This window comes from Streptomyces sp. NPDC051105 (genome assembly GCF_040682795.1).
Classification (GTDB): Bacteria; Actinomycetota; Actinomycetes; order Streptomycetales; family Streptomycetaceae; genus Streptomyces.
This window is the reverse complement of record NZ_JBFBBR010000014.1, coordinates 148,907-171,381: the sequence shown is the minus strand read 5'-3', so window position 1 is coordinate 171,381 and position 22,475 is coordinate 148,907. Positions and strand designations below refer to the sequence as shown.

Annotated in this window: 21 protein-coding genes and 1 tRNA gene; 7 read left to right on the top strand and 15 right to left on the bottom strand. The window is 70.4% G+C overall.

All coding sequences use genetic code 11. The features are described 5' to 3' along the window. The first annotated feature begins 285 nt into the window (after positions 1-285). Positions 286-1,506 (top strand): acetyl-CoA C-acetyltransferase, encoded by a 1,221-nt coding sequence (locus AB0N16_RS30640; protein WP_365802269.1) that lies wholly within the window; start codon positions 286-288, stop codon positions 1,504-1,506. 294 nt (positions 1,507-1,800) lie between these two features. Then, positions 1,801-2,595: a hypothetical protein gene (locus AB0N16_RS30635; RefSeq protein ID WP_365802267.1), complete on the top strand. Its 795-nt coding sequence runs from the start codon at positions 1,801-1,803 to the stop codon at positions 2,593-2,595. 170 nt (positions 2,596-2,765) lie between these two features. Here AB0N16_RS30635 and AB0N16_RS30630 read toward each other — a convergent pair whose 3' ends face one another. Beyond that, positions 2,766-3,077: a hypothetical protein gene (locus tag AB0N16_RS30630; protein WP_365802265.1), complete on the bottom strand. Its 312-nt coding sequence runs from the start codon at positions 3,075-3,077 to the stop codon at positions 2,766-2,768. Positions 3,078-3,196: 119 nt separating this feature from the next. Here AB0N16_RS30630 and AB0N16_RS30625 point away from each other — a divergent pair, with 119 nt between their 5' ends. Further along, positions 3,197-3,427: a DUF4287 domain-containing protein gene (locus AB0N16_RS30625; protein ID WP_351706537.1), complete on the top strand. Its 231-nt coding sequence runs from the start codon at positions 3,197-3,199 to the stop codon at positions 3,425-3,427. Positions 3,428-3,541: 114 nt separating this feature from the next. Here the strand turns inward: AB0N16_RS30625 and AB0N16_RS30620 are convergent, their stop codons facing one another. The 6 genes from AB0N16_RS30620 to AB0N16_RS30595 all read right to left on the bottom strand — a co-directional run bounded on the left by AB0N16_RS30620 (position 3,542) and on the right by AB0N16_RS30595 (position 9,389). Next, positions 3,542-4,402 carry a Bax inhibitor-1/YccA family protein gene (locus AB0N16_RS30620; protein WP_365802263.1) on the bottom strand — a complete coding sequence of 287 codons (861 nt, stop codon included), beginning with the start codon at positions 4,400-4,402 and terminating at the stop codon, positions 3,542-3,544. A gap of 195 nt (positions 4,403-4,597) precedes the next feature. After that, positions 4,598-5,776 (bottom strand): 4-hydroxybenzoate 3-monooxygenase, encoded by a 1,179-nt coding sequence (locus tag AB0N16_RS30615; protein WP_365802261.1) that lies wholly within the window; start codon positions 5,774-5,776, stop codon positions 4,598-4,600. 232 nt (positions 5,777-6,008) lie between these two features. Next, positions 6,009-6,683 (bottom strand): hypothetical protein, encoded by a 675-nt coding sequence (locus tag AB0N16_RS30610; protein WP_365802259.1) that lies wholly within the window; start codon positions 6,681-6,683, stop codon positions 6,009-6,011. A gap of 181 nt (positions 6,684-6,864) precedes the next feature. Beyond that, positions 6,865-8,781: a hypothetical protein gene (locus AB0N16_RS30605; RefSeq protein ID WP_365802257.1), complete on the bottom strand. Its 1,917-nt coding sequence runs from the start codon at positions 8,779-8,781 to the stop codon at positions 6,865-6,867. A 104-nt stretch (positions 8,782-8,885) separates the two neighbouring features. Next, positions 8,886-9,104, bottom strand: a complete 219-nt coding sequence (locus AB0N16_RS30600) for a hypothetical protein (protein WP_351738817.1) — start codon at positions 9,102-9,104, stop codon at positions 8,886-8,888. A gap of 69 nt (positions 9,105-9,173) precedes the next feature. Next, positions 9,174-9,389, bottom strand: coding sequence for a hypothetical protein (locus tag AB0N16_RS30595; RefSeq protein ID WP_207921928.1), 216 nt, complete (start codon positions 9,387-9,389; stop codon positions 9,174-9,176). 229 nt (positions 9,390-9,618) lie between these two features. Between AB0N16_RS30595 and AB0N16_RS30590 the strand changes: the two genes are divergently transcribed. Both AB0N16_RS30590 and AB0N16_RS30585 read left to right on the top strand, forming a co-directional pair. Then, a complete protein-coding gene (locus tag AB0N16_RS30590; protein WP_365802254.1) occupies positions 9,619-10,017 on the top strand; it encodes a helix-turn-helix transcriptional regulator in 399 nt (132 codons plus the stop codon). Between the two features lie 198 nt (positions 10,018-10,215). Next, positions 10,216-10,476 (top strand): hypothetical protein, encoded by a 261-nt coding sequence (locus tag AB0N16_RS30585; protein ID WP_365802252.1) that lies wholly within the window; start codon positions 10,216-10,218, stop codon positions 10,474-10,476. Positions 10,477-10,527: 51 nt separating this feature from the next. Here the strand turns inward: AB0N16_RS30585 and AB0N16_RS30580 are convergent. Next, positions 10,528-10,610, bottom strand: a tRNA-Leu gene (locus tag AB0N16_RS30580). A 456-nt stretch (positions 10,611-11,066) separates the two neighbouring features. On the opposite strand from AB0N16_RS30580, the gene AB0N16_RS30575 reads away from it, so the two are divergent. Next, positions 11,067-11,885 (top strand): ABC transporter ATP-binding protein, encoded by an 819-nt coding sequence (locus tag AB0N16_RS30575; protein ID WP_365802433.1) that lies wholly within the window; start codon positions 11,067-11,069, stop codon positions 11,883-11,885. Beyond that, the gene (locus AB0N16_RS30570) at positions 11,885-14,413 is read left to right on the top strand and encodes an FtsX-like permease family protein (protein WP_365802250.1); all 2,529 of its coding nucleotides are present in this window, start codon (positions 11,885-11,887) and stop codon (positions 14,411-14,413) included. Before AB0N16_RS30575 ends, AB0N16_RS30570 begins: the two co-directional genes overlap by 1 nt. A gap of 76 nt (positions 14,414-14,489) precedes the next feature. On the opposite strand, the gene AB0N16_RS30565 is transcribed toward AB0N16_RS30570, so the two are convergent. The 7 genes from AB0N16_RS30565 to AB0N16_RS30535 all read right to left on the bottom strand — a co-directional run bounded on the left by AB0N16_RS30565 (position 14,490) and on the right by AB0N16_RS30535 (position 22,473). Next, a complete protein-coding gene (locus tag AB0N16_RS30565) occupies positions 14,490-15,788 on the bottom strand; it encodes a cyclopropane-fatty-acyl-phospholipid synthase family protein (protein WP_365802248.1) in 1,299 nt (432 codons plus the stop codon). Positions 15,789-16,048: 260 nt separating this feature from the next. Further along, on the bottom strand, positions 16,049-17,428 hold the full coding sequence (locus AB0N16_RS30560; protein ID WP_365802246.1) for an NAD(P)/FAD-dependent oxidoreductase: 1,380 nt from the start codon (positions 17,426-17,428) through the stop codon (positions 16,049-16,051). A gap of 475 nt (positions 17,429-17,903) precedes the next feature. Further along, positions 17,904-18,845, bottom strand: coding sequence for a Ppx/GppA phosphatase family protein (locus AB0N16_RS30555; protein WP_365802244.1), 942 nt, complete (start codon positions 18,843-18,845; stop codon positions 17,904-17,906). Next, a complete protein-coding gene (locus tag AB0N16_RS30550) occupies positions 18,842-19,447 on the bottom strand; it encodes a DUF501 domain-containing protein (protein ID WP_365802242.1) in 606 nt (201 codons plus the stop codon). Before AB0N16_RS30550 ends, AB0N16_RS30555 begins: the two co-directional genes overlap by 4 nt. Before the next feature lie 29 nt (positions 19,448-19,476). Then, positions 19,477-19,953 carry a septum formation initiator family protein gene (locus tag AB0N16_RS30545; RefSeq protein WP_362570012.1) on the bottom strand — a complete coding sequence of 159 codons (477 nt, stop codon included), beginning with the start codon at positions 19,951-19,953 and terminating at the stop codon, positions 19,477-19,479. 114 nt (positions 19,954-20,067) lie between these two features. Continuing rightward, entirely contained in the window at positions 20,068-21,354 is a 1,287-nt protein-coding gene (gene eno / locus AB0N16_RS30540; protein WP_365802240.1) for a phosphopyruvate hydratase, read from the bottom strand. Positions 21,355-21,783: 429 nt separating this feature from the next. Continuing rightward, a complete protein-coding gene (locus AB0N16_RS30535) occupies positions 21,784-22,473 on the bottom strand; it encodes a transglycosylase family protein (RefSeq protein ID WP_365802238.1) in 690 nt (229 codons plus the stop codon). Positions 22,474-22,475 lie beyond the last annotated feature (2 nt).

The following is a 22,475-nucleotide window of genomic DNA, read 5'->3' as shown; positions in this document are numbered from 1 at the left end:
TGCCCCCGGCGCCCGCTCGTGCCGCCCGGGGGCATCTCGGAGGCCCTGGAGTCCCAGGGGGAGGCACGACTGCCCGCGGCGAAGACGTGCCCCGTAAGGGGCGCGGGGAACTGCGCGACCAGCGCACCCGCACCGTCCCGCGCACCCTCGCACCCCGGACTCGCCAACCAAGCAAGCGCTTAGAAAGTGCGGCCAGTGTCACACTCCGGCACCGGTGACCGATGACATACGTGCGGGTAACTTCCCAAGCAGCCCTGCCAATCCCCGCGTCACTGGAGCCGTGAGATGCCCGAAGCAGTCATCGTCTCGACCGCCCGTTCCCCGATCGGCCGTGCCGTCAAGGGCTCCCTGAAGGACCTGCGCCCCGACGACCTCACCGCGACGATCATCCAGGCCGCCCTCGCCAAGGTCCCCGAGCTGGACCCGAAGGACATCGACGACCTGATGCTCGGCTGCGGCCTCCCCGGCGGCGAGCAGGGCTACAACCTCGGCCGGATCGTCGCCGTGCAGATGGGCATGGACCACCTGCCCGGCACCACGATCACCCGGTACTGTTCCTCGTCCCTCCAGACCAGCCGCATGGCGCTGCACGCCATCAAGGCCGGCGAGGGCGACGTGTTCATCTCGGCCGGTGTCGAGATGGTCTCCCGGTTCGCCAAGGGCAGCTCGGACGGCCTCCCGGACACCATGAACCCGCTGTTCGCCGAGGCGCAGGCCCGTACCGCCGCCACGGCCGCGTCCGAGGGCTCCACCTGGCACGACCCGCGCGAGGACGGCCTGGTCCCCGACCCGTACATCGCGATGGGCCAGACCGCCGAGAACCTGGCCCGCGCCAAGGGCGTCACCCGCCAGGACATGGACGAGTTCGGCGTCCGCTCCCAGAACCTCGCCGAGGAAGCCATCAAGAACGGCTTCTGGGAGCGCGAGATCACCCCGGTGACCCTCCCCGACGGCACGGTCGTCAGCAAGGACGACGGCCCGCGCGCCGGCGTCACCCTGGAGGCCGTGGCAGGGCTGAAGCCAGTCTTCCGCCCCGACGGCCTGGTCACGGCCGGCAACTGCTGCCCGCTGAACGACGGCGCGGCCGCCGTGATCATCATGTCCGACACCAAGGCCCGCGAGCTCGGCCTCACCCCGCTCGCCCGGATCGTGTCGACCGGCGTCACCGGCCTCTCCCCCGAGATCATGGGCCTCGGCCCGGTGGAGGCCTCGCAGCAGGCCCTGCGCCGCGCCGGCCTGACCATCGACGACATCGACCTGGTCGAGATCAACGAGGCGTTCGCCGCCCAGGTGATCCCCTCCTACCGCGACCTGAACATCCCGCTGGAGAAGCTGAACGTGAACGGCGGCGCCATCGCCGTCGGCCACCCCTTCGGCATGACCGGCGCCCGCATCACCGGCACGCTGATCAACTCCCTCCAGTTCCACGACAAGCAGTTCGGTCTGGAGACGATGTGCGTCGGCGGCGGTCAGGGCATGGCGATGGTCATCGAGCGTCTGAGCTGAGTCACCGTACGGCCCCCGCGTGACCCCTGAGTGACCGTCACGGAACCCACCGTGACGCCACGGCCCGGTGTTCGAGAAAACTCCGAACACCGGGCCGATTTGTGATCCAATCTCCCCCAGGATGTGACCTATCTCCCTCTGGGGGGATATCGCCGCAGGTCAGCATGGTTATCCAGGCGAACCTGGGGGTCAACGTCCTGTCCGTTTCGTGACGTTACGCACTGACAGCTTGATAGTCCACCCTTCAAGCTGATGTAGGAAGTCGGGGGTCGACTTTGAACCGGGAGTACGTCAGTGAGCGCCATGCCGATCGCCTTGCTGCTCATCACGGCCGCCACGGGCGCCGTGGGCGTCGCTGTCCTGCGCACCCTTCTGAAGCTGCGCCGTCAGGTCGCCGAGCTGCATACCCAGCTTGCCCAGAACCAGGCCGCCGCGATGCGCGCCCTGTTGCCGGCCGCCCGCAGCCATGCGGACGCCGAGCAGATACGGGCCGCCGTGGCCGAGGCACTGGCCGAGGAGCGGGAGCGGGAACTGGCCGAGGCGCGGGCCTTCTGGGCCGCGCAGGAGGCGCGTGACGCCACCGACACTCCGTCGCTGCTGGGCCTGGCGGACGGTGAGCCGTTCCTGCCCCGGCCGAGCGACTTCGTGGGCCTGGAGCCGGTCGCCGAGCCGGCCACGGAGGCCGACGACTTCGGCGGGGGCGCCCCCGCCGACTCGCCGGAGCTGGCCGCGGCCCGCCGTCGTCACCCGTCCCATCCGGACTTCGTACCGGTGCAGTCGCCGGTGGTGAACGACCATGAGCGCACGGTCGCGACGCTGGAGCAGCTGGCCGAGTCCCGGGTCGAGCTCTCCGACGTGCGCCCCGGGCCGCTGGGCACGCTGGACGTCTACGTCTTCGCCGACGGCACGACGCTGTGCATGACGCCGGGGCACCGGGAGACGGCGGAACGGCTGGCTGCGGCACTGAGCGCGGGCGAGACGGCGTACCTGCTGGGCGGGTCGGGGATCTCCGGCGCCTACACGCTGACGTTCGCGTGCGGCGAGGAGAACGTGTACATCCTGGCGGACCGGGTCATAGCGTCGCTGTGATCTGTTGAGGGTGCGCGGTCGGGTGCGGGTGCGTGGGGGTTGCTCGCGCGGTTCCCCGCGCCCCTGAAAGCAGGCGTGGCGTGTCCTTACCCAGGGGCGACCCAGGGGCGACCCAGGGGCGCGGGGAACCGCGCGACCAGCCACGACGGCGCCGCGCCCGAAGCCGCGCCTCAGACCCCCGCCCGCTTCTGCGCCTCTTCCACCAGGCGCACCGCATCCCCCACCTCGGCGTCGCTCTCCAGCACCACCGCCAAGTCGTTCCCGGCCACGGTGATTTGGTCGGCGACGGCGAACATCCCCGCGTCCGGCATCTCCCGGGCCGCACCGCCCGGTTCCTCGACGGCTTGCGCCCAGTCGGCCAACTGCCTGGCCAGCGACAGCGCCTCCGCGGCCGCCCCCCTCTGCAACCGACTCTGCGGCGCCGCCCTCAACTTGTCGGCGAAGTGCTCCACGGCACGGGTAAGAGGCGTCGTATCAACCACGCCGTGAGCGTAACGCCTGACGTCGGCTGTCCTGTCCCGACTGTTGCCAACACGCCAACACTCAGGCACGGTGACGTGAAGGACCGGCCACAACCCCCCTTTGCGCACCGGAGGCGCCGATGTCCCAAGTCTTCTCCGAGGAGACCCATCGCAACATGCTCGCCCGTATCCCCCACTGCACCGGTCGTGAAGTGTCCGACTGGCTGCGTACGGTCGCCGAAGGCCCGTCCCTCTTCCGCTTCGAGGAGAAGGTCAGCTGGCTCCGCCACGAGCACAACCTCGCGTACGGCCACGCGAAGGCGTTGATCCACGAGTACGACCTGAGGAGGGCCGCGCGCAAACTTCTCTAGGCGCGCACAGACGACGAAGGGCCCCGGGGTGCCCGGGGCCCTTCTCGGCTCTCTTACGACCGAAGGTCGTTACCGCTGGTCGTTACCGCTGGTAGAACCTGCTGGTCGCTACCGCTAGTCGTTACTGCTGAAGATCGCCACCAGGCGCAGCATCTCGACGTAGATCCACACCAGCGTCAGGGTGAGGCCGAACGCGGCCAGCCAGGCCTCGTTCTTCGGGGCGCCGTACGCGATGCCGTCCTCGATCTGCTTGAAGTCGAGGGTCAGGAAGAACGCGCCGAGCAGGATCGCGATGATGCCGACGATCGCACCGAGCGGACCGAAGCTGCGCAGCCCGCCGTTCTCGGCGACGCCGAACGCGACCAGCAGCAGGTTGACCGCCATGACCAGCACGAAGGCGATGGCGATGGCCATGCCGACGCGGGCGTAGCGGGCGGTGACGCGGATCCAGCCGGCCTTGTAGACCAGCAGGGTCGCGGCCGTGACCGCCATGGTGCCGAGCACCGCCTGGAACGGGGCGCCGCTCCACTGGCTGTTGTACATCTCGCTGATCACGCCGAGGAAGACGCCCTCGAAGGCGGCGTATCCCAGGATCAGCGCGGGCACCGGGGTGCGCTTGAAGCTCTGGATCAGTGCCAGGACCATCGCCACGATCGCGGAGCCGAAGGCCAGGCCGTAGCTGGTGCTGGAGACCGGCAGCAGGGCCCAGGCGAGGGCCGCGCCGACCGCGACCGTGCCCAGCGTCATCGCCGAGCGCAGCACCACGTCGTCCATGGTCATCCGGCCGGTGGTGGCCGGGGCCTGCGGCGGGGCGCCCTGCTGGACGTCCTGCTGGGCGTAGGGGTTGTTCGCGTACGGGTTCTGCGCGTAGGGGTTCCCCTGTGCGTACCCGGCCTGCGGCGCGGTGTTGAAGCCCGCGTAGCCGTTGTCGCGGCTGAACCCCCGTCGCGAGAAGACCGGGTTACTGCTCCTCATTTCGCTCCTCCATGGCCACGGTGCGCGGCCTTGGCGTCAAGAGTAATGGATTGGCAAAAGAACGACCCTCGTACCTGGGGAGGATCTTTCCCTCGTCGTGCTGCGCAACACGCTACGCGGACCCCTCATTCCCGGCCATGGAGGGCTTCATTCCATGACCGGGTCGCTACACGACCGGAACCGGCCGAAGACGCCTCAGACGTCCAGGGGGAAGCCCGTGTACGCCTCCGCCAGGTCGGTCTCGGCCGCCCGGGAGGAGGCGATCCGGCCGAGCCGGGCCAGCTGGAGCCGGGCGTCGAAGGGGGTGTCCTCGGGGCCGCGGTGAAGCAGGGTGGTCATGTCGTACGAGAACCGCTCGGCCTGCCAGACCCGGCGCAGGCAGGTCGCCGAGTAGGTCTCCAGGAGCTCGGGTGAGCCCGTCTCCCGCTCGTGCACGAGGGCGTGGGCGAGGGTGACGACGTCGCCGACGGCGAGGTTCAGCCCCTTGGCGCCGGTCGGCGGCACGATGTGGGCTGCGTCCCCGGCGAGGAAGACCCGGCCGTGCCGCATGGGCTCATGGACGTACGACCGCATGGGCGTGACCGACTTCTGGGTGATCGGGCCGCGCGCGAGGCGCCAGTCGTCGCCGGTCTCGAAGCGGCGTTCCAGCTCGTCCCAGATCGCCTCGTCGGTCCAGTCCTCGGCGTCCGTGTCGGCCGGCACCTGGAGGTAGAGGCGCGAGACGGACGGGGAGCGCATCGACAGGAGGGCGAAGCCGCGGTCGTGGCGGGCGTAGACCAGCTCGTCGTGGGAGGGGGCGACATCGGCGAGGATGCCCAGCCAGGCGTAGGGGTAGGTGCGCTCGAAGACCCGGGAGAGGGACTCGGGAAAGACGCCGCGGGCCACCCCCCAGAAGCCGTCGCAGCCGACCACGTACGCGCACTCCAGCACGTCCTCCCGCCCTTCGTGCCGGAACCGCACCCGCGGCCGCTCGCCCTCGGCGCCCTCCACCGCCAGCGCCTCCGCCTCGAAGAGCAGCGGGCCGCCCTCCTTGAGCTGGAGGGCGATGAGGTCCTTGCAGACCTCGGTCTGGGCGTAGACCGTCACGGACCGCCCGCCGGTGAGTCCGGGGAAGTCCACGCGGTGGCGCTGTGTCGCGAACCGCAGCTCGATGCCGTCGTGACGCAGGCCCTCGCGGTCCATGCGCTCCCCGGCGCCGGCCGCGCGCAGCACGTCCACGGTGCCCTGCTCCAGGATCCCGGCGCGCTGGCGGTGTTCCACGTAGGAGCGGTCGCGGCTCTCCAGGACGACCGAGTCGATGCCGGCGTTGTGCAGCAGCCGGGCGAGCAGGAGCCCGGCGGGTCCGGCTCCGATGATGCCGACGGTGGTACGCATCGGTCGTTCCTTCCGTGGACGGGGCGTCGTCGCCCGCTTCGGAGACCATGGCGTTCACCGTGGCGGTGTTCGCCTGGTGAAAATAGCTTCACTCAGTTCTCCCGAGTTTCCGTCCGGAGGTATCCCCTGTCAATGGACGCGCCCGAGGTCCGCCGGTGCACGCGACCGGCCGCCCGGCCCGCCGGAGGCGGTGGTGGCCGGGCGGCCGGTGCGCGGAGCGGCGGGGCGGGGGTCAGCGGCCCGGCCAGCCGTCCAGGTGGCGGTGCAGGGTGACGTCGGTGCGCGGGTCGCCCTTCGGGGCGCTCGCGACCGCGTCGTGCAGGACGGTGGTGACCTCGGCGGCGAGCCCGTCGGCCTGCGTGCGCAGGTCGGCGGCGGGCAGTGTGGAGCGGCTCAGCTCGTCGAGCCGGCGGTGGATGTCGGCGAGCTTGCCCCGCGCGGTGGCGTCGAGGAGCAGCGGGTTGGGCGTGGAGACCACGAACTGGTAGGCACCGGCCAGGGTCTGGCAGCCCGTGCACTCCTTGTTGGCGGCGTCGCTGAGGTTCACCGCGTTCAGCCGCGTGTGCTCCCCGGCGACGGTGACGATCTGGAAGGACAGCGCGACCGAACGGCAGTGGTCGTCGGCCGAGCAGCCGGCCGAGACGGCGTTGGCCTGGTTGCGTACGGCGGCGGCGTTGACCTTGCCGAACTGACGGACCGTGAACGAGTCCCGGACCTGGGTGTGGTGCCCGCGGTCGGCGTGGCTGAAGACGTGGTCGGAGGCGACCGCGGCGTGCGGCACGGCGGTGGCCGCCTGTGCGGGCAGGGCGGTGGCCGCCCCGGCGACCCCGGCGGCGAACAGGCCGATCCGGACGGCCCGCCGGGTGAGCGGACCTGAGGTGGTGCGTGGTTTTCGGTGACTGCTCATGGATGCTCCAGTGCTCCTGTGCTTCTGCGGTGGGTGGTTCGGTGGCCGTGCGCCGGCCGGCCGCGTGGTGGTGGCCGTGCGCCGGCCGGCCGCGTGGTGGTGGCCGTGCGCCGGCCGGCCGCGTGGTGGTGGCCGGCGGACCGGCCCGCGCGGTGGCCGTACGACGGCCCGGGGCCGCTCGTCAGGACGTGGCCGGGGCCGGGGAGCTGGGCGCGTCGCTGGCCGGCGGCGGGGACGGGCTGGGCGGAGGGGACACCGGGACGCTCTCCGACGGTGAGGGCGACGGCTCGGGCTCCGTGGTGCCGGTGCCGTCGGACGGCGAGGGCACCGGATCGGCGACCGTTCCCCCGCTGGACGGCACCGGCGACCTGGAGGCACCGCCACCGGGGCCGCCGGGCACCGAGGCGGACGGCGACGCCGAGGCGGACGCCCGGCGCGAGGACTCCGTCGGCGAGGGGCCGGCGCCCGCCCCGGCCGAGGCGGCCGGGGCACCGGCCGCCGGGTCCGACGGGCTGCCGGATCCCGTCGGGCGGTCCGGGGTCGTGGCCCGCCGGGCCGGCGGTGCCTCGGTCGGCACCCCCGGCTGGAGGATCGGCGCGATCGGCGGCTGCTTGGGCAGCGGCTTCGGCGTCACCCCGGAGACCCAGGCGTAGCTGAGACCGGTGAGCCCGGCGAGGGCGAGGGCGCAGACCGCGAGCCGCAGCCTCGGCCGGCCGGCCGTGGTGCGCTTCGCGGCCCGGAAGAGCCGGCCGCCGATCTTCACGGACAGATAGACGACTCCGGCCATCGGGCACAGCAGCATCACGCTGCCGATGGTCCCGACCAGCCCCTCGACGATCTTCCCGTCCACGAACGCCGAGCCGGTGCCGACGAGTTGCTCGGTCAGGGAACGGGTCATGGTGGTGAGGATCCGCGGCAGGTTCCACAGCGCGTACCCGAGCTCGCCGATGATCAGCGGGACCATCGTCAGCACCCAGGTGGCGACGATGGCGCGCGCCGACTTCTTCAGTCCGGCGACCTCCTCGCGGGCCTTGTCCCCCCGCGGCCCCGGCACCAGCGCCAGCAGGATCGGTTTGATCTTGCCGTACAGGTCCGGGACCCCGGCCAGGTCGCCGAGGATGTAGTAGCCGTCCAGCCGTACGGCCGGCATCAGCTGTTCCAGGATCTCGAAGTGCCCGAGGTAGACCGTGGCCAGGAAGAACTGCGCCCCGGTGGCGAAGTAGGCGCCGGCCATGGCCAGCATGAAGACGATGTTGAAGTAGACGCCGCCGAGGTCGGTGCGGAGCCGGCCGGCCCGGCCGATCCGGTAGACGTCGGTGACGTCGGTGTACATCGAGGGCCAGATGAGGAAGAGCCCGCACCCGATGCATCCGGGGCGGGCTCCGCCGTATCTGCACGCGGAGGCGTGGCCGAACTCGTGGAAGACGAGGGAGGCCACGGTGAGCACGAAGACGACCAGGATCAGGACCGGCTGGTCGAGGACCTCCAGGACGGGTTCTATCGCCCCGAAGAACCCGAACAGCCAGACGTCCATGCCGACGGCCGAGGCCAGCACCAGTGCGACCACCACCGGCCGGTGCAGCCAGGCCAGCGAACGGGCGATCTTCGCCGTACGCCGCTCGTTGAAGATCACCCGGTGGCCCTTGAGGGCGAGCAGCAGGTCGGAGCGCGGGGCGTCGACCTCGTCGTCCTCCTGGCCCTCCGGGACCGTCACGCCCAGCGGCTCGAGCTTCTTCTCGACGAGGTAGCGGATGTTCTCCCCGCTGACCTCGCGGCCGAAGCGGGCGCTGACCCGGTGGGCGATGGCCTCGGCATCGCGGACGCCGTCGACCGACGACGCCACCAGGTACAGCAGCCTGGACAGCTGCACGACCTGCCCGTCCCCCCGACGGGCGATGTACTTGGGCTCGGTGAATCCCGACCCCTGGTACTCGCCGTGCAGCCGCAGTCCCGCGCTCAGCCTCGGGATCGGCGACGCCGGGTCGACCACCGGCAGGTTGCCCGTCGCGACCTGCTCGTAGGTGACCGGCCAGCCGCCGGGTCCGGGCACCGGGCCCGTGTCGTACAGTGCGGCGGTCCCGTCTCCGAGCACCGTCATGTGTGGTCTCCCCCCGGATCCCGCATGCAGTTCCCCCCTTGGTGCCTGTCCGGCACCGGCCGCGAGCGCCACCGCCGGGGCGACGGCGGTGGCGCTCCCGGGGACTACTGGGTGACGCTGATCGTCTGCGCGGCCTGCGAGGTGGCGGCCGACCACGCCGAGTGGTCGTTCAGGGCGGCGGACTGGTTGGACGCGTCGATGTTGGCGATGTGCTTGGTGACGTTGACGGTCTTGCCGAAGCTGAACTTCAGGCGGCCGAGGGCCTCACGGCCCGGCAGCAGCTCGGCGGACTCGTTCTCCAGCTCGTTCATGTCCATGCTCATGACGGATGTCCTTTCGTTTCGTGTGCGATGAGGTCGAGGTGGGCGCCGGCGCCGTGCGCCGGGGCGGCGTTACTGGGTGACGCTGATGGTCTGGGCGGCGCCGGAGTCGGCCACCGACCACGACGAGTGGTCGTTCAGCGCGGCGGACTCGTTGTGGGCGCTGATGTTCGCGACGTGCTTGGTGACGTTGACCGTCTTGCCGAAGCCGAACTTCAGCCGGCCCAGGGCCTCACGACCCGGCAGCAGCTCCGCGGACTCGGCCTCGAGCTCATGGGCGTCCATCATGATCGCTTCCCCCTCAGGGATAGACATTTCCGATCGGACCGAGTCAGGTTCCCCCCGGACTCTGTCCAATCTGGTCGGACGAGCTGTCCAACGAGATTGGACACTAGGCCCTCGGAGACCCCCTGCGCAACCCGTTCGAGAAATCACCCTCTCGGCCGATCGCGGCGGCGACCGTAGAATCGGCGCGACATGGCGGACTCCGCAGGCGGCGAGCAGGAAGTGACGGTCAGTGGCCAACGCACTGCAGCAGTTGATCCGTGAGCACCTCGACCGCAAGGGCTGGTCCTACGGTGACGTGGCGCGGCGCGGCGGTATCCCCCGCTCCACCGTCCACCACCTGGCCACCGCCGAGCGGGTGGTCCGCATGCCCCAGACGACGACCCTGGAGGGTCTGGCCAAGGGGCTGGAACTCCCGCTGGAGAGCGTGCGCCGGGCCGCCGCCGAGGCCTGCGGGATCCACGTGTACGACACCTCGCCGGACGCCGGCGCGAACGGCGGCGCCGCCGACCCCGAGGTCGCGCTGCTCATCGCGAGCGTCCAGAAACTGTCGGCGGACGACCGCCGCCACGTCACCGCTCTGGTCGAGTCGCTGCTGGACCGTTCCTCCAGACCCACCAAGGAGCAGTGACCGCCCCCGGGACACCGCCGGACCGACTCCGATCCGTCGGGGGACCGCCGGCGGACCGCTCTCCGAACGCTCTCGGACGCTCTTCCGTCAAGTCGGAAAAAGAATCCAACTCCGCACGAAACCGTCAAGATCCAGGGCTAGTCTCTCGTCCTGCCCGGGACGCGAGAGCCGCACGACCACGGGCTCTCAGGGGGAGATGTGTTGTTCGTGCACGGCGGACCGGCGACGGCCGTGGTCCGGGGACCCGACGGTGAGTCCGTCGTCCTGCTGTCCGGGGAACTGCCCGAGGTGCTCACCGACGCCTCGGTCACCGAACTCCTGGACCTGGCCGCCGCCATCCTGGACGCCGGCGAACTCACCCTCTTCGAGGAGTGCCTGCGCGCGCTGCGCCGCAACGGCACGCGCGCGGGCCGCCGTATCGAGGTGGACGGCGCGGTCCTGACCGTCTACGAGGGATGAGCCGACGCTCCGGGGGACGAGCCCCCGCCGCCCCCGAGAGGGCGCGGGAAGTGCCCGGAACCGGACTTGAACCGGTACGCCCGCGAGGGGCAGCGAGGTTTAAGCTCGCCGTGTCTGCATTCCACCATCCGGGCAGGCCATGGGCTCCGCAACGAGATTCCGAGCCTATCGGGAGGCGTCCCCCGAACAGCGGACGGGCGACCCGATGTTGTCTTATTTTATTGACGTCTGAGGGTGCATCAGCCCCCGGAACGAGCCATCCGCACTTGCCAGTAGCGTTACGCGCGGTGGGTGCGCGCGTACGCGGAATGACGGAATTTCACCGTCCGAACAAGGGGGCTCCACCTGTTCTGACGGCTGGGAACGACCGGTTCCCGGATCTGGTCCGTTCGGCATGAGGGTCCGCCGTCATCCCCAGGTATGACACGGCGGGGTCCCGGTCCCCCCTCGGTCGCCCCCCGGAACCGGAACTGCGGCTGACTACACCGGCCCGTACGGCCGAGACGATGGTGCGGTCCCCATGAACGACGTCGTCCCGACAGGAGCGCCCTTCCGTGTCCACCACACCCTCCCCCAGGCTTCGTCCGGGGGTGCCCCCCGCCGACCGGCGGACCACCTCGGTGGCCGCTCGCGCCACGGAGCTCTCGAAGATCTACGGGCAGGGTGAGACGCAGGTCGTCGCCCTGGACCGGGTCACCGTCGAGTTCCGGCAGGCCGAGTTCACCGCGATCATGGGGCCGTCCGGCTCCGGCAAGTCCACGCTGATGCACTGCGTCGCCGGCCTCGACACCTTCTCCTCCGGTTCCGTGCGGATCGGCGACACCGAACTCGGCACCCTGAAGGACAAGCAGCTCACCAAGTTGCGCCGGGACAAGATCGGGTTCATCTTCCAGGCGTTCAACCTGCTGCCGACGCTGACCGCGCTGGAGAACATCACGCTCCCGATGGACATCGCGGGCCGCAAGCCGGACAAGCAGTGGCTCGACAGCGTCATCCAGATGGTGGGTCTGAGGGACCGGCTGAGCCACCGTCCCTCGCAGCTCTCCGGCGGCCAGCAGCAGCGCGTCGCCGTCGCCCGCGCCCTCGCCTCCCGGCCGGAGATCATCTTCGGTGACGAGCCGACCGGAAACCTGGACTCCCGCTCCGGCGCCGAGGTGCTCGGCTTCCTGCGCAACTCGGTGCGGGAGCTGGGCCAGACGGTCGTCATGGTCACCCACGACCCGGTCGCGGCGTCGTACGCGGACCGCGTCGTCTTCCTCGCCGACGGCCGGGTCGTCGACGAGATGTACCGCCCGACGGCCGAGACGGTCCTGGACTTCATGCGGCAGTTTCCTGGGGGCGCTGACACCAGCGGCTCCGCCGCGCGGCCCCAGACCCCTGAGGTCGACGCGAAGGGCCGGACCAGCTGATGTTCCGCACCGCCCTGCGCAACGTCCTCGCGCACAAGGCCCGGCTGCTGATGACCGTCCTCGCCGTGATGCTCGGCGTGGCCTTCGTCTCCGGCACCCTGGTCTTCACCAACACCATCTCGGACGCCTACCAGAACAGCTCCGCCAAGGGCTTCGCGGGTGTCGACGTCGCCGTACAGGCCAAGTACCAGGATTCGAAGGGCGACAAGGTCGGCAAGACGCCCGACCTCACGCAGGCGGTGCTCGACAAGGCGGCGAAGGTTCCCGGGGCCGCCTCCGCGACCGGGGTGGTCACCGGATTCACGGCCATCGCCGACAAGGACGGCAAGCTGATCGGCGGCGGCTGGCAGTCCGAGGGCGGCAACTACTGGGGCACCAAGGACGGCCGTTACCCGCTGGTCGGCGGCCACGCGCCGAGCGGTGCGAACGAGTTGCTGATCGACTCCAAGACCGCCGAGCGGGCCGGCTACCAGGTCGGCGACACCGTGCGCATCTCGGTGAACGGCCCGGTCCTGACGCCCACCGTCGCCGGCATCTTCACCACCGACGACGGCAATGTCGCGGCCGGCGGCAGCCTCGCGCTGTTCGACACGGCGACCGCGCAGCAGCTGTTCGGCAAGACGGGCACGTACGACGAGATCGACGTGACCGCGAAGTCCGGCACCGCCCAGGCCACGCTGAAGTCCCAGCTGGACCAGGCGCTGCCGAAGCAGCTCGTGGAGACCACCACCGGGCACCAGCTCGCCGACGACCAGGCGAAGGCCATCGCCGCCGGCATGAGCGGCCTGCGCCAGGGTCTGCTGGTCTTCGCCGGTATCGCCCTGTTCGTCGGCACGTTCATCATCGCCAACACCTTCACCATGCTGGTCGCCCAGCGCACCAAGGAGCTGGCGCTGCTGCGCGCGGTGGGCGCCTCCCGCCGCCAGGTCACCCGCTCGGTGCTGATCGAGGCGTTCGTGGTCGGCGCGGTGGCCGGGGTGGCCGGTCTGGTCGCCGGTATCGGCATCGGCGCCGGACTGCGCACGCTGATGGGCTCGTTCGGCGCGACCGTCCCGGACGGCCCACTGGTCGTCAGCCCCGGCACGGTGGCCGCCGCCCTCGCCGTCGGCGTCGTCATCACCATGCTGGCCGCCTGGCTGCCCGGCCGCCGGGCCGCGAAGATCCCGCCGGTCGCCGCGATGAGCGCGCTGCACTCGGCGCCGACCACCAAGTCGCTGGTGCTGCGCAACACGATCGGCGCGCTGTTCTCGGCGGCGGGCGTGACGGTGATCCTGGCGGCGACGACGATGGAGGGCTCCGACGGCCAGGCGCCGATGGGCCTGGGCGCGGTCCTCCTGATCATCGGCGTCTTCGTCCTCACCCCGCTCCTGTCCCGTCCGCTGATCGCGGCCGCCGCCCCGCTGCTGCGCGGGTTCGGCGTCTCCGGGAAGCTGGCCCGGCAGAACTCGGTGCGCAACCCGCGCCGTACCGCCGCGACCGCCTCGGCCCTGATGATCGGCCTGACCCTGATCACCGGCATGACGGTGATGGCGGGCAGCCTGCAGAAGTCGATCGACAAGATGGCGAGTTCGGCGGTCCGCGCGGACTACGTCGTCTCGATGGCCAACGGCAACCCGCTCTCCCCCGACGTGGCGAAGAAGGTCGCGACCGCCGAGGGGGTGACCGCCAGCAGCCCGCTGCGCAACGCGGCGTCCCGGATCGACGGCGACACCGAGTACCTGACCGGCGTCAACGGCTCGGCGATCGGCAAGCTGACCGACCTCACGCTCGACAACGGCTCCTTCAAGGTCGGCGGCTCGGACGTGGTCGTGGACGACGACACGGCCACGTCGCACGGCTGGAAGGCCGGTTCGAGCTTCACCGTGCACTACGAGGACGGCAAGGCGCAGAAACTGACGGTCGCGGGGGTCTACGAGGGCAACGAGCTGATCCGCGGGATCATGCTCGACAACACCGTCCTCACCCCGCACCAGACCGACCCCGCCGACATGCAGGTCATGGTCAAGACGGCGGACGGCGCGTCCGGCGCGGCCAAGGACAAGCTGGAGAAGGTCCTCGGCTCCAACCCGGCGATCAAGGTCCAGGACAAGCAGGACCTGTCCGACTCCATCGCCCATGCGTTCACACTGATCCTGAACATGGTCTACGGCCTGCTCGCGATGGCGGTGATCGTCGCGGTCCTCGGTGTCATCAACACCCTGGCCATGTCGGTCTTCGAACGGCAGCAGGAGATCGGCATGCTGCGCGCGATCGGCCTGGACCGCAAGGCGGTCAAGCGGATGGTCCGGCTGGAGTCCCTGGTCATCTCGCTCTTCGGCGGGGTGCTGGGCCTCGGTCTGGGCGTGTTCTTCGGCTGGGCGGCCGGTCAGCTGGTCGGCGCGAGGATGGCGACCTACGAACTGGTCCTGCCCTGGTCCAGGATGGCGCTCTTCCTGGTGCTGGCCGGACTGGTCGGCGTCCTGGCGGCCCTGTGGCCGGCCCGGCGCGCGGCCCGGCTGAACATGCTGGCGGCGATCAAGTCCGAGTAGCCGCGGACACGGCGAAGGGGCCCCGCACGGTGCGTGCGGGGCCCCTTCGCCGTCCTGCTGGTTCCGGTCGTGGGTGCTACCGGTTCCAGGTCCGGGTGCGCAGCGGCAGCCCCGACGCACCCGACTCGGGGGTCTTGACGGCCAGTACCTGGTTGACGCCGATGCGGTTGCGTTCGAAGGCGAGGGCGGAGGCGGCCATGTACAGCAACCAGACGCGGGCCCGGCCGGGGCTGGTGAGCCGTACCGCCCGCGCCCAGTCGGCCTCCAGGTTGACCACCCACTGGCGCAGGGTCCGGGCGTAGTGCTCGCGGATGGACTCCACGTCCCGCACCTCGAACCCGGCCCGCTCGAGCTGGGTGACGGTGGTGCCGATCGGGGCGAGTTCGCCGTCCGGGAAGACATAGGCGTCGATGAACCGGTCGACCTGGTAGGTCTCCTCGTCGCGCCGCGGCCGTCGGGCGATCTGGTGGTTGAGCAGCCGCCCGCCCGGCTTCAGCAGGGCGTACAGATCACTCGCGTAGTCCAGGTACTTCTCCGCGCCCACGTGCTCGGCCATCCCGATCGACGAGATCGCGTCGTACGGCCCGTCCCTGACGTCCCGGTAGTCCTGGACCCTGATCTCCACCCGGTCCGTCAGACCCTCGTCCGCGACCCGTTTACGGGCGTACGCGGCCTGCTCCTGGGAGAGGGTGACCCCGACGACGCTCGCGCCGTGCTCGCGGGCCGCGTGGATCGCCATCGAGCCCCATCCGCAGCCGACGTCCAGCAGCCGCTGACCGGGTCTCAGATCGAGCTTCCGGCAGACGAGTTCGAGCTTGTCGCGCTGGGCGGTCTCCAGGGTGTCCGCATCTTCGACGGCCCCCCAGTACGCGCACGAGTAGACCATCGACGGCCCGAGGACGATCTCGTAGAAGTCGTTCCCCACGTCGTAGTGGTGGCTGATGGCCTGCTTGTCACTGCGGCGGGTGTGCAGATGGCGGCGTCTGCGCACCTCCTCGCGGGGCGGGGCCGGCGGAACGGGCGGTCCGGCGAGCTTCAGCAGCTCCCGGCCGGCGGCCCGCACCTCGGGGTCGCGCAGGGCCTGGGCGAGGGTACGGTCGTCCTCCCCGCGCTCCCAGATCAGTCCGGAGATCACCGCCAGGGCGCTGTACAGGTCGCCCTCGACCTCCAGATCGCCGGCGACCCAGGCCCGGGCCAGGCCCAGTTCCCCCGGCCTGAACAGCATGTAACGCAGGGCACGGCGGTTGCGGATCACGATCGCCGGAGCGTCCGGCGGTCCGGCCTGTGATCCGTCCCAGGCCCGCAGCCGTACCGGGAGCGGAACTCCCAGCACCTGCTCGGCAACACTCCTCAGCCGCGACGCGGCGTCGGCCATGGCGCACACCTCCAAGACGACGATCCCGGATGCCGGTTACCACGTAAACACCGTGAGGGCAGCAGCGCAGTCCCGCAAAGGAGTTACGACTGGGCAAAATAGTTGTAGCTACCATGCAGTTACCGGGTGCCCGGGAACGCCGAAGGACCTCCCGCACCACGGATGGCGGGAGGTCCTTCGGGTGATTCGGTGACCGGCGGCCGAGGCCGTCAGCAGGCCCTGGCCCAGGAGGCCCTGACCTTGACCCAGGAGGCCTTGACCTAGGAGGCCTTGGCCTTCTCCTCGGTCTTCGACTTGGCGACCGGCGCCGGCTTGGCGGCCTCGTAGAACTCCTCGCGGGGGTTCTCCATGGCACCCAGGGACACGACCTCGCGCTTGAGGAACATGCCCAGCGTCCAGTCGGCGAAGATGCGGATCTTGCGGTTCCAGGTCGGCATCGCCAGACCGTGGTAGCCACGGTGCATGTACCAGGCGAGACGGCCCTTGACCTTGATCTTCGTCTTGCCCAGGACGATCATCGCGACGCCCTTGTGCAGGCCGAGACCGGCGACGGCGCCCTTGTTGGCGTGGCTGTACTCCTTCTGCGGGAAGCCCCGCATACCGGAGACCACGTTGTCGCCGAGGACCTTGGCCTGACGGAGCGCGTGCTGCGCGTTCGGCGGGCACCAGGCGTTCTCGACCCCGGCCTTGCGGGCGGCGACGTCCGGTACCTGGGCGTTGTCGCCCGCGGCCCAGATGTAGTCCGTGCCCTGCACCTGGAGGGTGGGGGCGGTGTCCACGTGCCCGCGCGGGCCGAGCGGCAGACCGAAGCGGGAGAGCGCCGGGTTCGGCTTGACGCCGGCGGTCCACACGATCGTGTTGGAGTCGACCTCCAGGCCGTTCTTCAGCACGACGTGGCCGTCCACGCAGGAGTCCATCGAGGTGGAGAGGTAGATCTCCACACCGCGGCTCTCCAGGTGCTCCTTGCCGTACAGGCCGAGCTTGGGGCCCACCTCGGGAAGGATCTTGTCGGCGGCGTCGACGAGGACGAAGCGCATGTCCTCACGGGACACGTTCTTGTAGTACTTCGCCGCGTCGCGGGCCATGTCCTCGACCTCGCCGATGGTCTCCGCGCCCGCGAAGCCGCCGCCGATGAAGACGAAGGTGAGCGCCTTGCGGCGGATCTCCTCGTCGGTCGTGGAGTCGGCCTTGTCCAGCTGCTCCAGGACGTGGTTGCGCAGGCCGATGGACTCCTCGATGCCCTTCATGCCGATGCCCTGTTCGGCGAGGCCGGGGATCGGGAAGGTGCGGGAGACCGCGCCGAGCGCGATGACCAGGTAGTCGAAGGGCAGCTCGTACGCCTCGCCCACGAGGGGGGCGATCGTGGCGACCTTGCGGTCCTGGTCGATGGTGGTGACCCGGCCGGTGAGGACCTCCGCCTTCGGCAGCACGCGTCGCAGCGGGACGACGACGTGCCGAGGGGAGATGCTGCCGGCGGCGGCTTCGGGGAGGAAGGGCTGGTAGGTCATGTACGACCGGGGGTCGACGACCGTGACGGTCGCCTCGCCGTAGCGCATCTTCTTGAGAATGCGCCGAGCTGCGTACAGGCCTACGTACCCACCGCCTACTACGAGGATCCTGGGACGCTCCGTGGTGCTCATGGCATCGAGTATCCACCCGCCTCAGGGGGGCCGCTCGTGCGCCCCTTCACAAGGTTCCACAGGGGTCGTGCTACACTCCGCCGCCCACGTGACACAGGTCATGGTCAGCGGCGGGAACCCACTTCCGATACGACCCGTTGTCAATGCCGTGTGAGCTGCCCGTCCAGGCTTCCGGGGGCACTGCGGGGGCACCGGATGTCACCCTCACGAGCACCCCCCGGAACCCTCCCGGAACGCTCTCCTGAGCACGCGCTCAGGCCTGTTGAGCCCCCGAACGGGCCAACGGGCCCCCCGGGACCCCCCACCTGCGCGGAATTCCTTGTGAAGAACTTCACGAAGTTTCCCGAGGGGGTCTCATGGCACGGCGTGTCACACCCCCGAAACCCCGCTCACCCGACACCCCCACATGCTCATCCGAGGTGGTCGGATGGGGTGGGTGAGGTGGGTCGAGAGGGGGAGCCGCCGGGCCGGAGGGTCAGGCGACGGACCAGGCGATGCCGTCCAGGATGTCGTGTTCGCTCACCACGACCTCCGTCGCACCCACCCGTTCCATGATCGACAGCAGGACGAGCGCGCCGGCTCCGATGACGTCGACGCGCCCGGGGTGCATGGAGGGGATCGCGGCGCGCTCGGCGTGGGTGGAGTCCAGCAGCCGCTCGGTGATCTCGCGCACCCGGGCGTAGGGGATGCGGGAGTGGTGGATGGCGGCGGAGTCGTACTCCGGCAGGTCCTGGTGGATGGCGGAGAGGGTGGTGACCGACCCGGCCAGGCCGACCAGGGTGTGTGCCTCACGCAGCGGCACGGTCCGCTCCGCGAGGTCGAGGGCACGCTCGATGTCGGCCCGCAGGGCGGCGATCTCGGCCTCGGTCGGCGGGTCGCTGACCTGCCCCTCGTGCACCAGGTGCCGCTCGGTCATCCGTACGCAGCCGACGTCCACGGACCGCGCGGCCCGCACCCGCTCGTCCCCGACCACGAACTCGGTGGAACCGCCGCCGATGTCCACGACGAGGAAGGGCTTGGCGAGGTCGTCGCGGCCCGCCAGCTCCTTCGTCGCGCCCGTGAAGGAGAACTCGGCCTCCTGGTCACCGCTGATGACCTCCGGCTCGACACCGAGGATGTCCAGCACCCCGCGCACGAACTCGTCGCGGTTCTCGGCGTCCCGGGAGGCGGAGGTGGCCACGAACCGCAGCCGCTCGGCGCCGTACTCCTTGATGACGGCCGCGTACTCCCGGCAGGCCGCGAACGTCCGCTGCAGCGCCTCCGGCGCCAGCCGCCCGGTCCGGTCGACCCCCTGCCCGAGCCGCACGATCACCATCCGCCGGTCCAGGTCGACGAGCTCGCCGGTCTCCGGGTTCGCGTCGGCGACGAGCAGCCGGATGGAGTTGGTGCCACAGTCGATGGCGGCGACGCGGGTCACTTGTCGTCCTCCTGGGCCGGCCGGAAGGAGAACCATCCCTTGCCGTCCTCCGTCGTCTCCGTCTGCCACCCCGCGCCCGTCGGCGGCCCCGCGGGCGTCACGCAGGCCCCCTTGGCCCACCACTCGGGCAGCATGGCGATCGCCTCGTCGCCCAGCGGGTTCACGCCGGGCCCCGCCGCCAGCGAGTGCGCCACCAGCACGTGGAGGCACTTCACCCGGTCCGGCATCCCGCCGGCGCTCGGGAACCCCGTCAGCTCCTCGATCTCGTCCCGGCGCCGGATGTAGTCCTCGTGCGCGGCCCGGTACGCCGCCGCCAGCTCCGGGTCGCTCTCCAGTCGCGCCGTCATCTCCTTCATCACGCCGTTGGCCTCCAGGGTGCCGATGGCGGACGCGGCCTTGGGGCACGTCAGGTAGTACAGCGTCGGGAACGGCGTGCCGTCCGGCAGCCGCGGCGCGGTCTCCACGACGTCCGGCTGCCCGCACGGGCACCGGTGCGCGATCGCCCGCAACCCGCGCGGCGGCCGCCCGAGCTGCTGCTGGAAGGCCTCGACGTCGGCGTCGGTCGGCTCGGTGCGCGGAGTGGAGGGCGGAGGCGTTTGCATGACTGTGTTCTGTGTGGCTTTCTGTCGGTTCACTGGTCGGACGCGTCGGACTTGTCGACGCCGTCCCAGACGTTCGCGTACCAGGGCCGGTCGGCCGCCCCGAGGTAGGCGTGGGCCTGCTTGGCGGCAGCGGGGTCGATCACGATGTACCCCGTCTCCCCCGGCATCACGTAGTGCAGCCGCTCCCGGATCTGCTGCTCGGCGTACGCGTCGTCCTGCCACCGGGCCTTGACGTCCCGCAGCTGCTCGACCCGCTGCCGGGCCTGCTGCTGCTGGCGTTCCTGGTCGGCGATCTCGGCGCGCTGGGAGACGTACTGCCGCATCGGATACGCGAGCGCGACGATCATCGTGCACAGCACGATCGCGAGCAGCGCGGCGCGGCCGGTGAGCCGGGAGCGACGGGCCTGCCGCTTGGTCTGGGAGCGGTAGACCCGGGCCGCCGTCTGCTCGCCGAGCAGCTTCAGCCTGGTCGCGGTGGAGAACCGGTCCCGGTCCTTCACGGCCATGTCCCCGCCTCCCGTTCACACGCGCGTACGTCCCCGCACACGGTACGGGACCGGTACGGGGACGTACGTACGACTGGCGCAGCCTTGACCCTTAACGGGTCAGCGACCCCTGGGTCAGCCCTTGAAGCGCGGGAAGGCGCTGCGGCCGGCGTACACCGCGGCGTCGTCGAGGATCTCCTCGATGCGCAGCAGCTGGTTGTACTTGGCGACGCGCTCGGAGCGGGCCGGGGCGCCGGTCTTGATCTGGCCGCAGTTGGTGGCGACGGCGAGGTCGGCGATGGTGACGTCCTCGGTCTCGCCGGAGCGGTGCGACATCATGCACTTGAAGCCGTTGCGCTGGGCCAGCTCGACGGCGTCCAGGGTCTCGGTGAGCGAGCCGATCTGGTTCACCTTGACGAGCAGGGCGTTGGCGGCGCCGTCCTCGATGCCGCGGGCGAGGCGCTCCGGGTTGGTGACGAAGAGGTCGTCGCCGACGATCTGCACCTTGTCGCCGAGCTTGTCGGTGAGGACCTTCCAGCCGGCCCAGTCGTCCTCGAACAGCGGGTCCTCGATGGAGACCAGCGGGTAGGAGGCGACGAGCTCCTCGTAGTACTCGGTCATCTCGGCGGCCGAGCGGGACTTGCCCTCGAACTCGTACTTGCCGTCCTTGTAGAACTCGGACGCGGCGACGTCGAGCGCAAGGGCGATCTGCTCACCGGGGACGTAACCGGCCTGCTTGATCGCCTCCAGGATGAGGTCGAGCGCGGCGCGGTTGGACTCCAGGTTCGGGGCGAAGCCGCCCTCGTCGCCGAGGCCGGTGGCCAGGCCCTTGCCCTTCAGGACCTTCTTCAGGGTGTGGTAGACCTCGGCACCCCAGCGCAGCGCCTCGGAGAAGGACTCCGCGCCGATCGGGGCGATCATGAACTCCTGGATGTCGACGTTGGAGTCCGCGTGCGAGCCGCCGTTGAGGATGTTCATCATCGGGACGGGCAGCAGGTGCGCGTTCGGGCCACCGAGGTAGCGGAACAGCGGCAGGTCGGACGCCTCGGAAGCGGCGTGCGCGACGGCGAGGGAGACGCCGAGGATGGCGTTGGCGCCGAGCGAGCCCTTGTTGTCGGTGGCGTCCAGGTCGAACATCGCCTGGTCGATCAGGCGCTGCTCGGTGGCGTCGTAGCCGACCAGCTCCGGGCCGATCTGCTCGATCACGGCGAGGACGGCCTTCTCGACGCCCTTGCCGAGGTAGCGGTTGGGGTCGCCGTCACGGAGTTCGATGGCCTCGAAGGCACCGGTGGAGGCGCCGGACGGGACGGCGGCACGACCCGTGCTGCCGTCGTCGAGGCCGACCTCGACCTCGACCGTGGGGTTGCCTCGGGAGTCCAGGATTTCCCGGGCTACGACGACGTCGATGGACGGCACGAGCATCTCCTTCTTGGGATGTGACGCTGGTTGTGCGGGCGCACGCGAGCCTTGTCGGCCCTTGCTCAGCCTTGCGACTAGAGCCTAACCGTCCCGGGGCCGTCGGCCGGCACGACCGACCGACCCTTGGACACACAGACGGTACTCATTGTTCATGCACGGAACAAAGGGGGGCCCGATGAAGAACGGAAGAAGAGCGGGTCAAGAGGAAGACCGCCGGAGGACGCGCGAGGACCGCGCGAGGACCGCGCGAGGACCGCAAAGAGAAACCCCGCTCCGGTGCGTACGGGGGAGAACGCACCGGAGCGGGGGCCCGTGGGGGACGGGGGGTGACCCTCACGTGCTCCTCAGTATGAGGAGCACGGCTGTGTGGGCGCTGTGGTTCAGCTGGGCGCCACGTATTGCTTCGTACGACTTCGGGAGCGGCCCGTCGCCCTACTTGAGGTGCAGCTGCTGGCCCGGGTAGATGAAGTCGGCGTCGTCGACGATGTCCTTGTTCAGCTTGAACAGCGCCTGCCAGCCGCCCTTGACCTTGCGCTTCTCCGCGATCGAGCTGAGCGTGTCGCCCTTGACAACCTTGTACTCGCCGTCGCCCTTCTTGACCTTCTTGCCGGTCGGGGTGGTGACGGTCTTCTTGGCGGCCGGACGCTCGGCGGAACGGGAGGCGGCCTGGGTGTCGGCGGTACGGCTGCTGGTGCCGCTGCTCGAAGAGGAGCTGGAGGAGCTGGAGCTGGAGGAGCTCCCGGTGTAGGCGGCGCCGGACAGGCCCGTGCCGCAGACCGGCCAGGCGCCCTTGCCCTGCGCGGCGAGGACCTTCTCGGCGATCTCGATCTGCTGCGCCTTGCTGGCCTGGTTGGCCTGCGCGGCGTACTGGGTGCCGCCGTACGCGGCCCAGGTGGAGGCGGAGAACTGCAGACCGCCGTAGTAGCCGTTGCCGGTGTTGATGGCCCAGTTGCCGCCGGACTCGCACTGAGCGACGGTGTCCCACTCGGAGGCGGTGGCGGCGGAGGCGGTGCCGGACGCCATCAGCGGTGCGGCGATGGCGACACCGGTGACACCGGCGAGCGCGGCGACACGGGTGGCCTTGGACGGACGACGGTGCTTGCCCTTGCCGGAAAACAGCATGA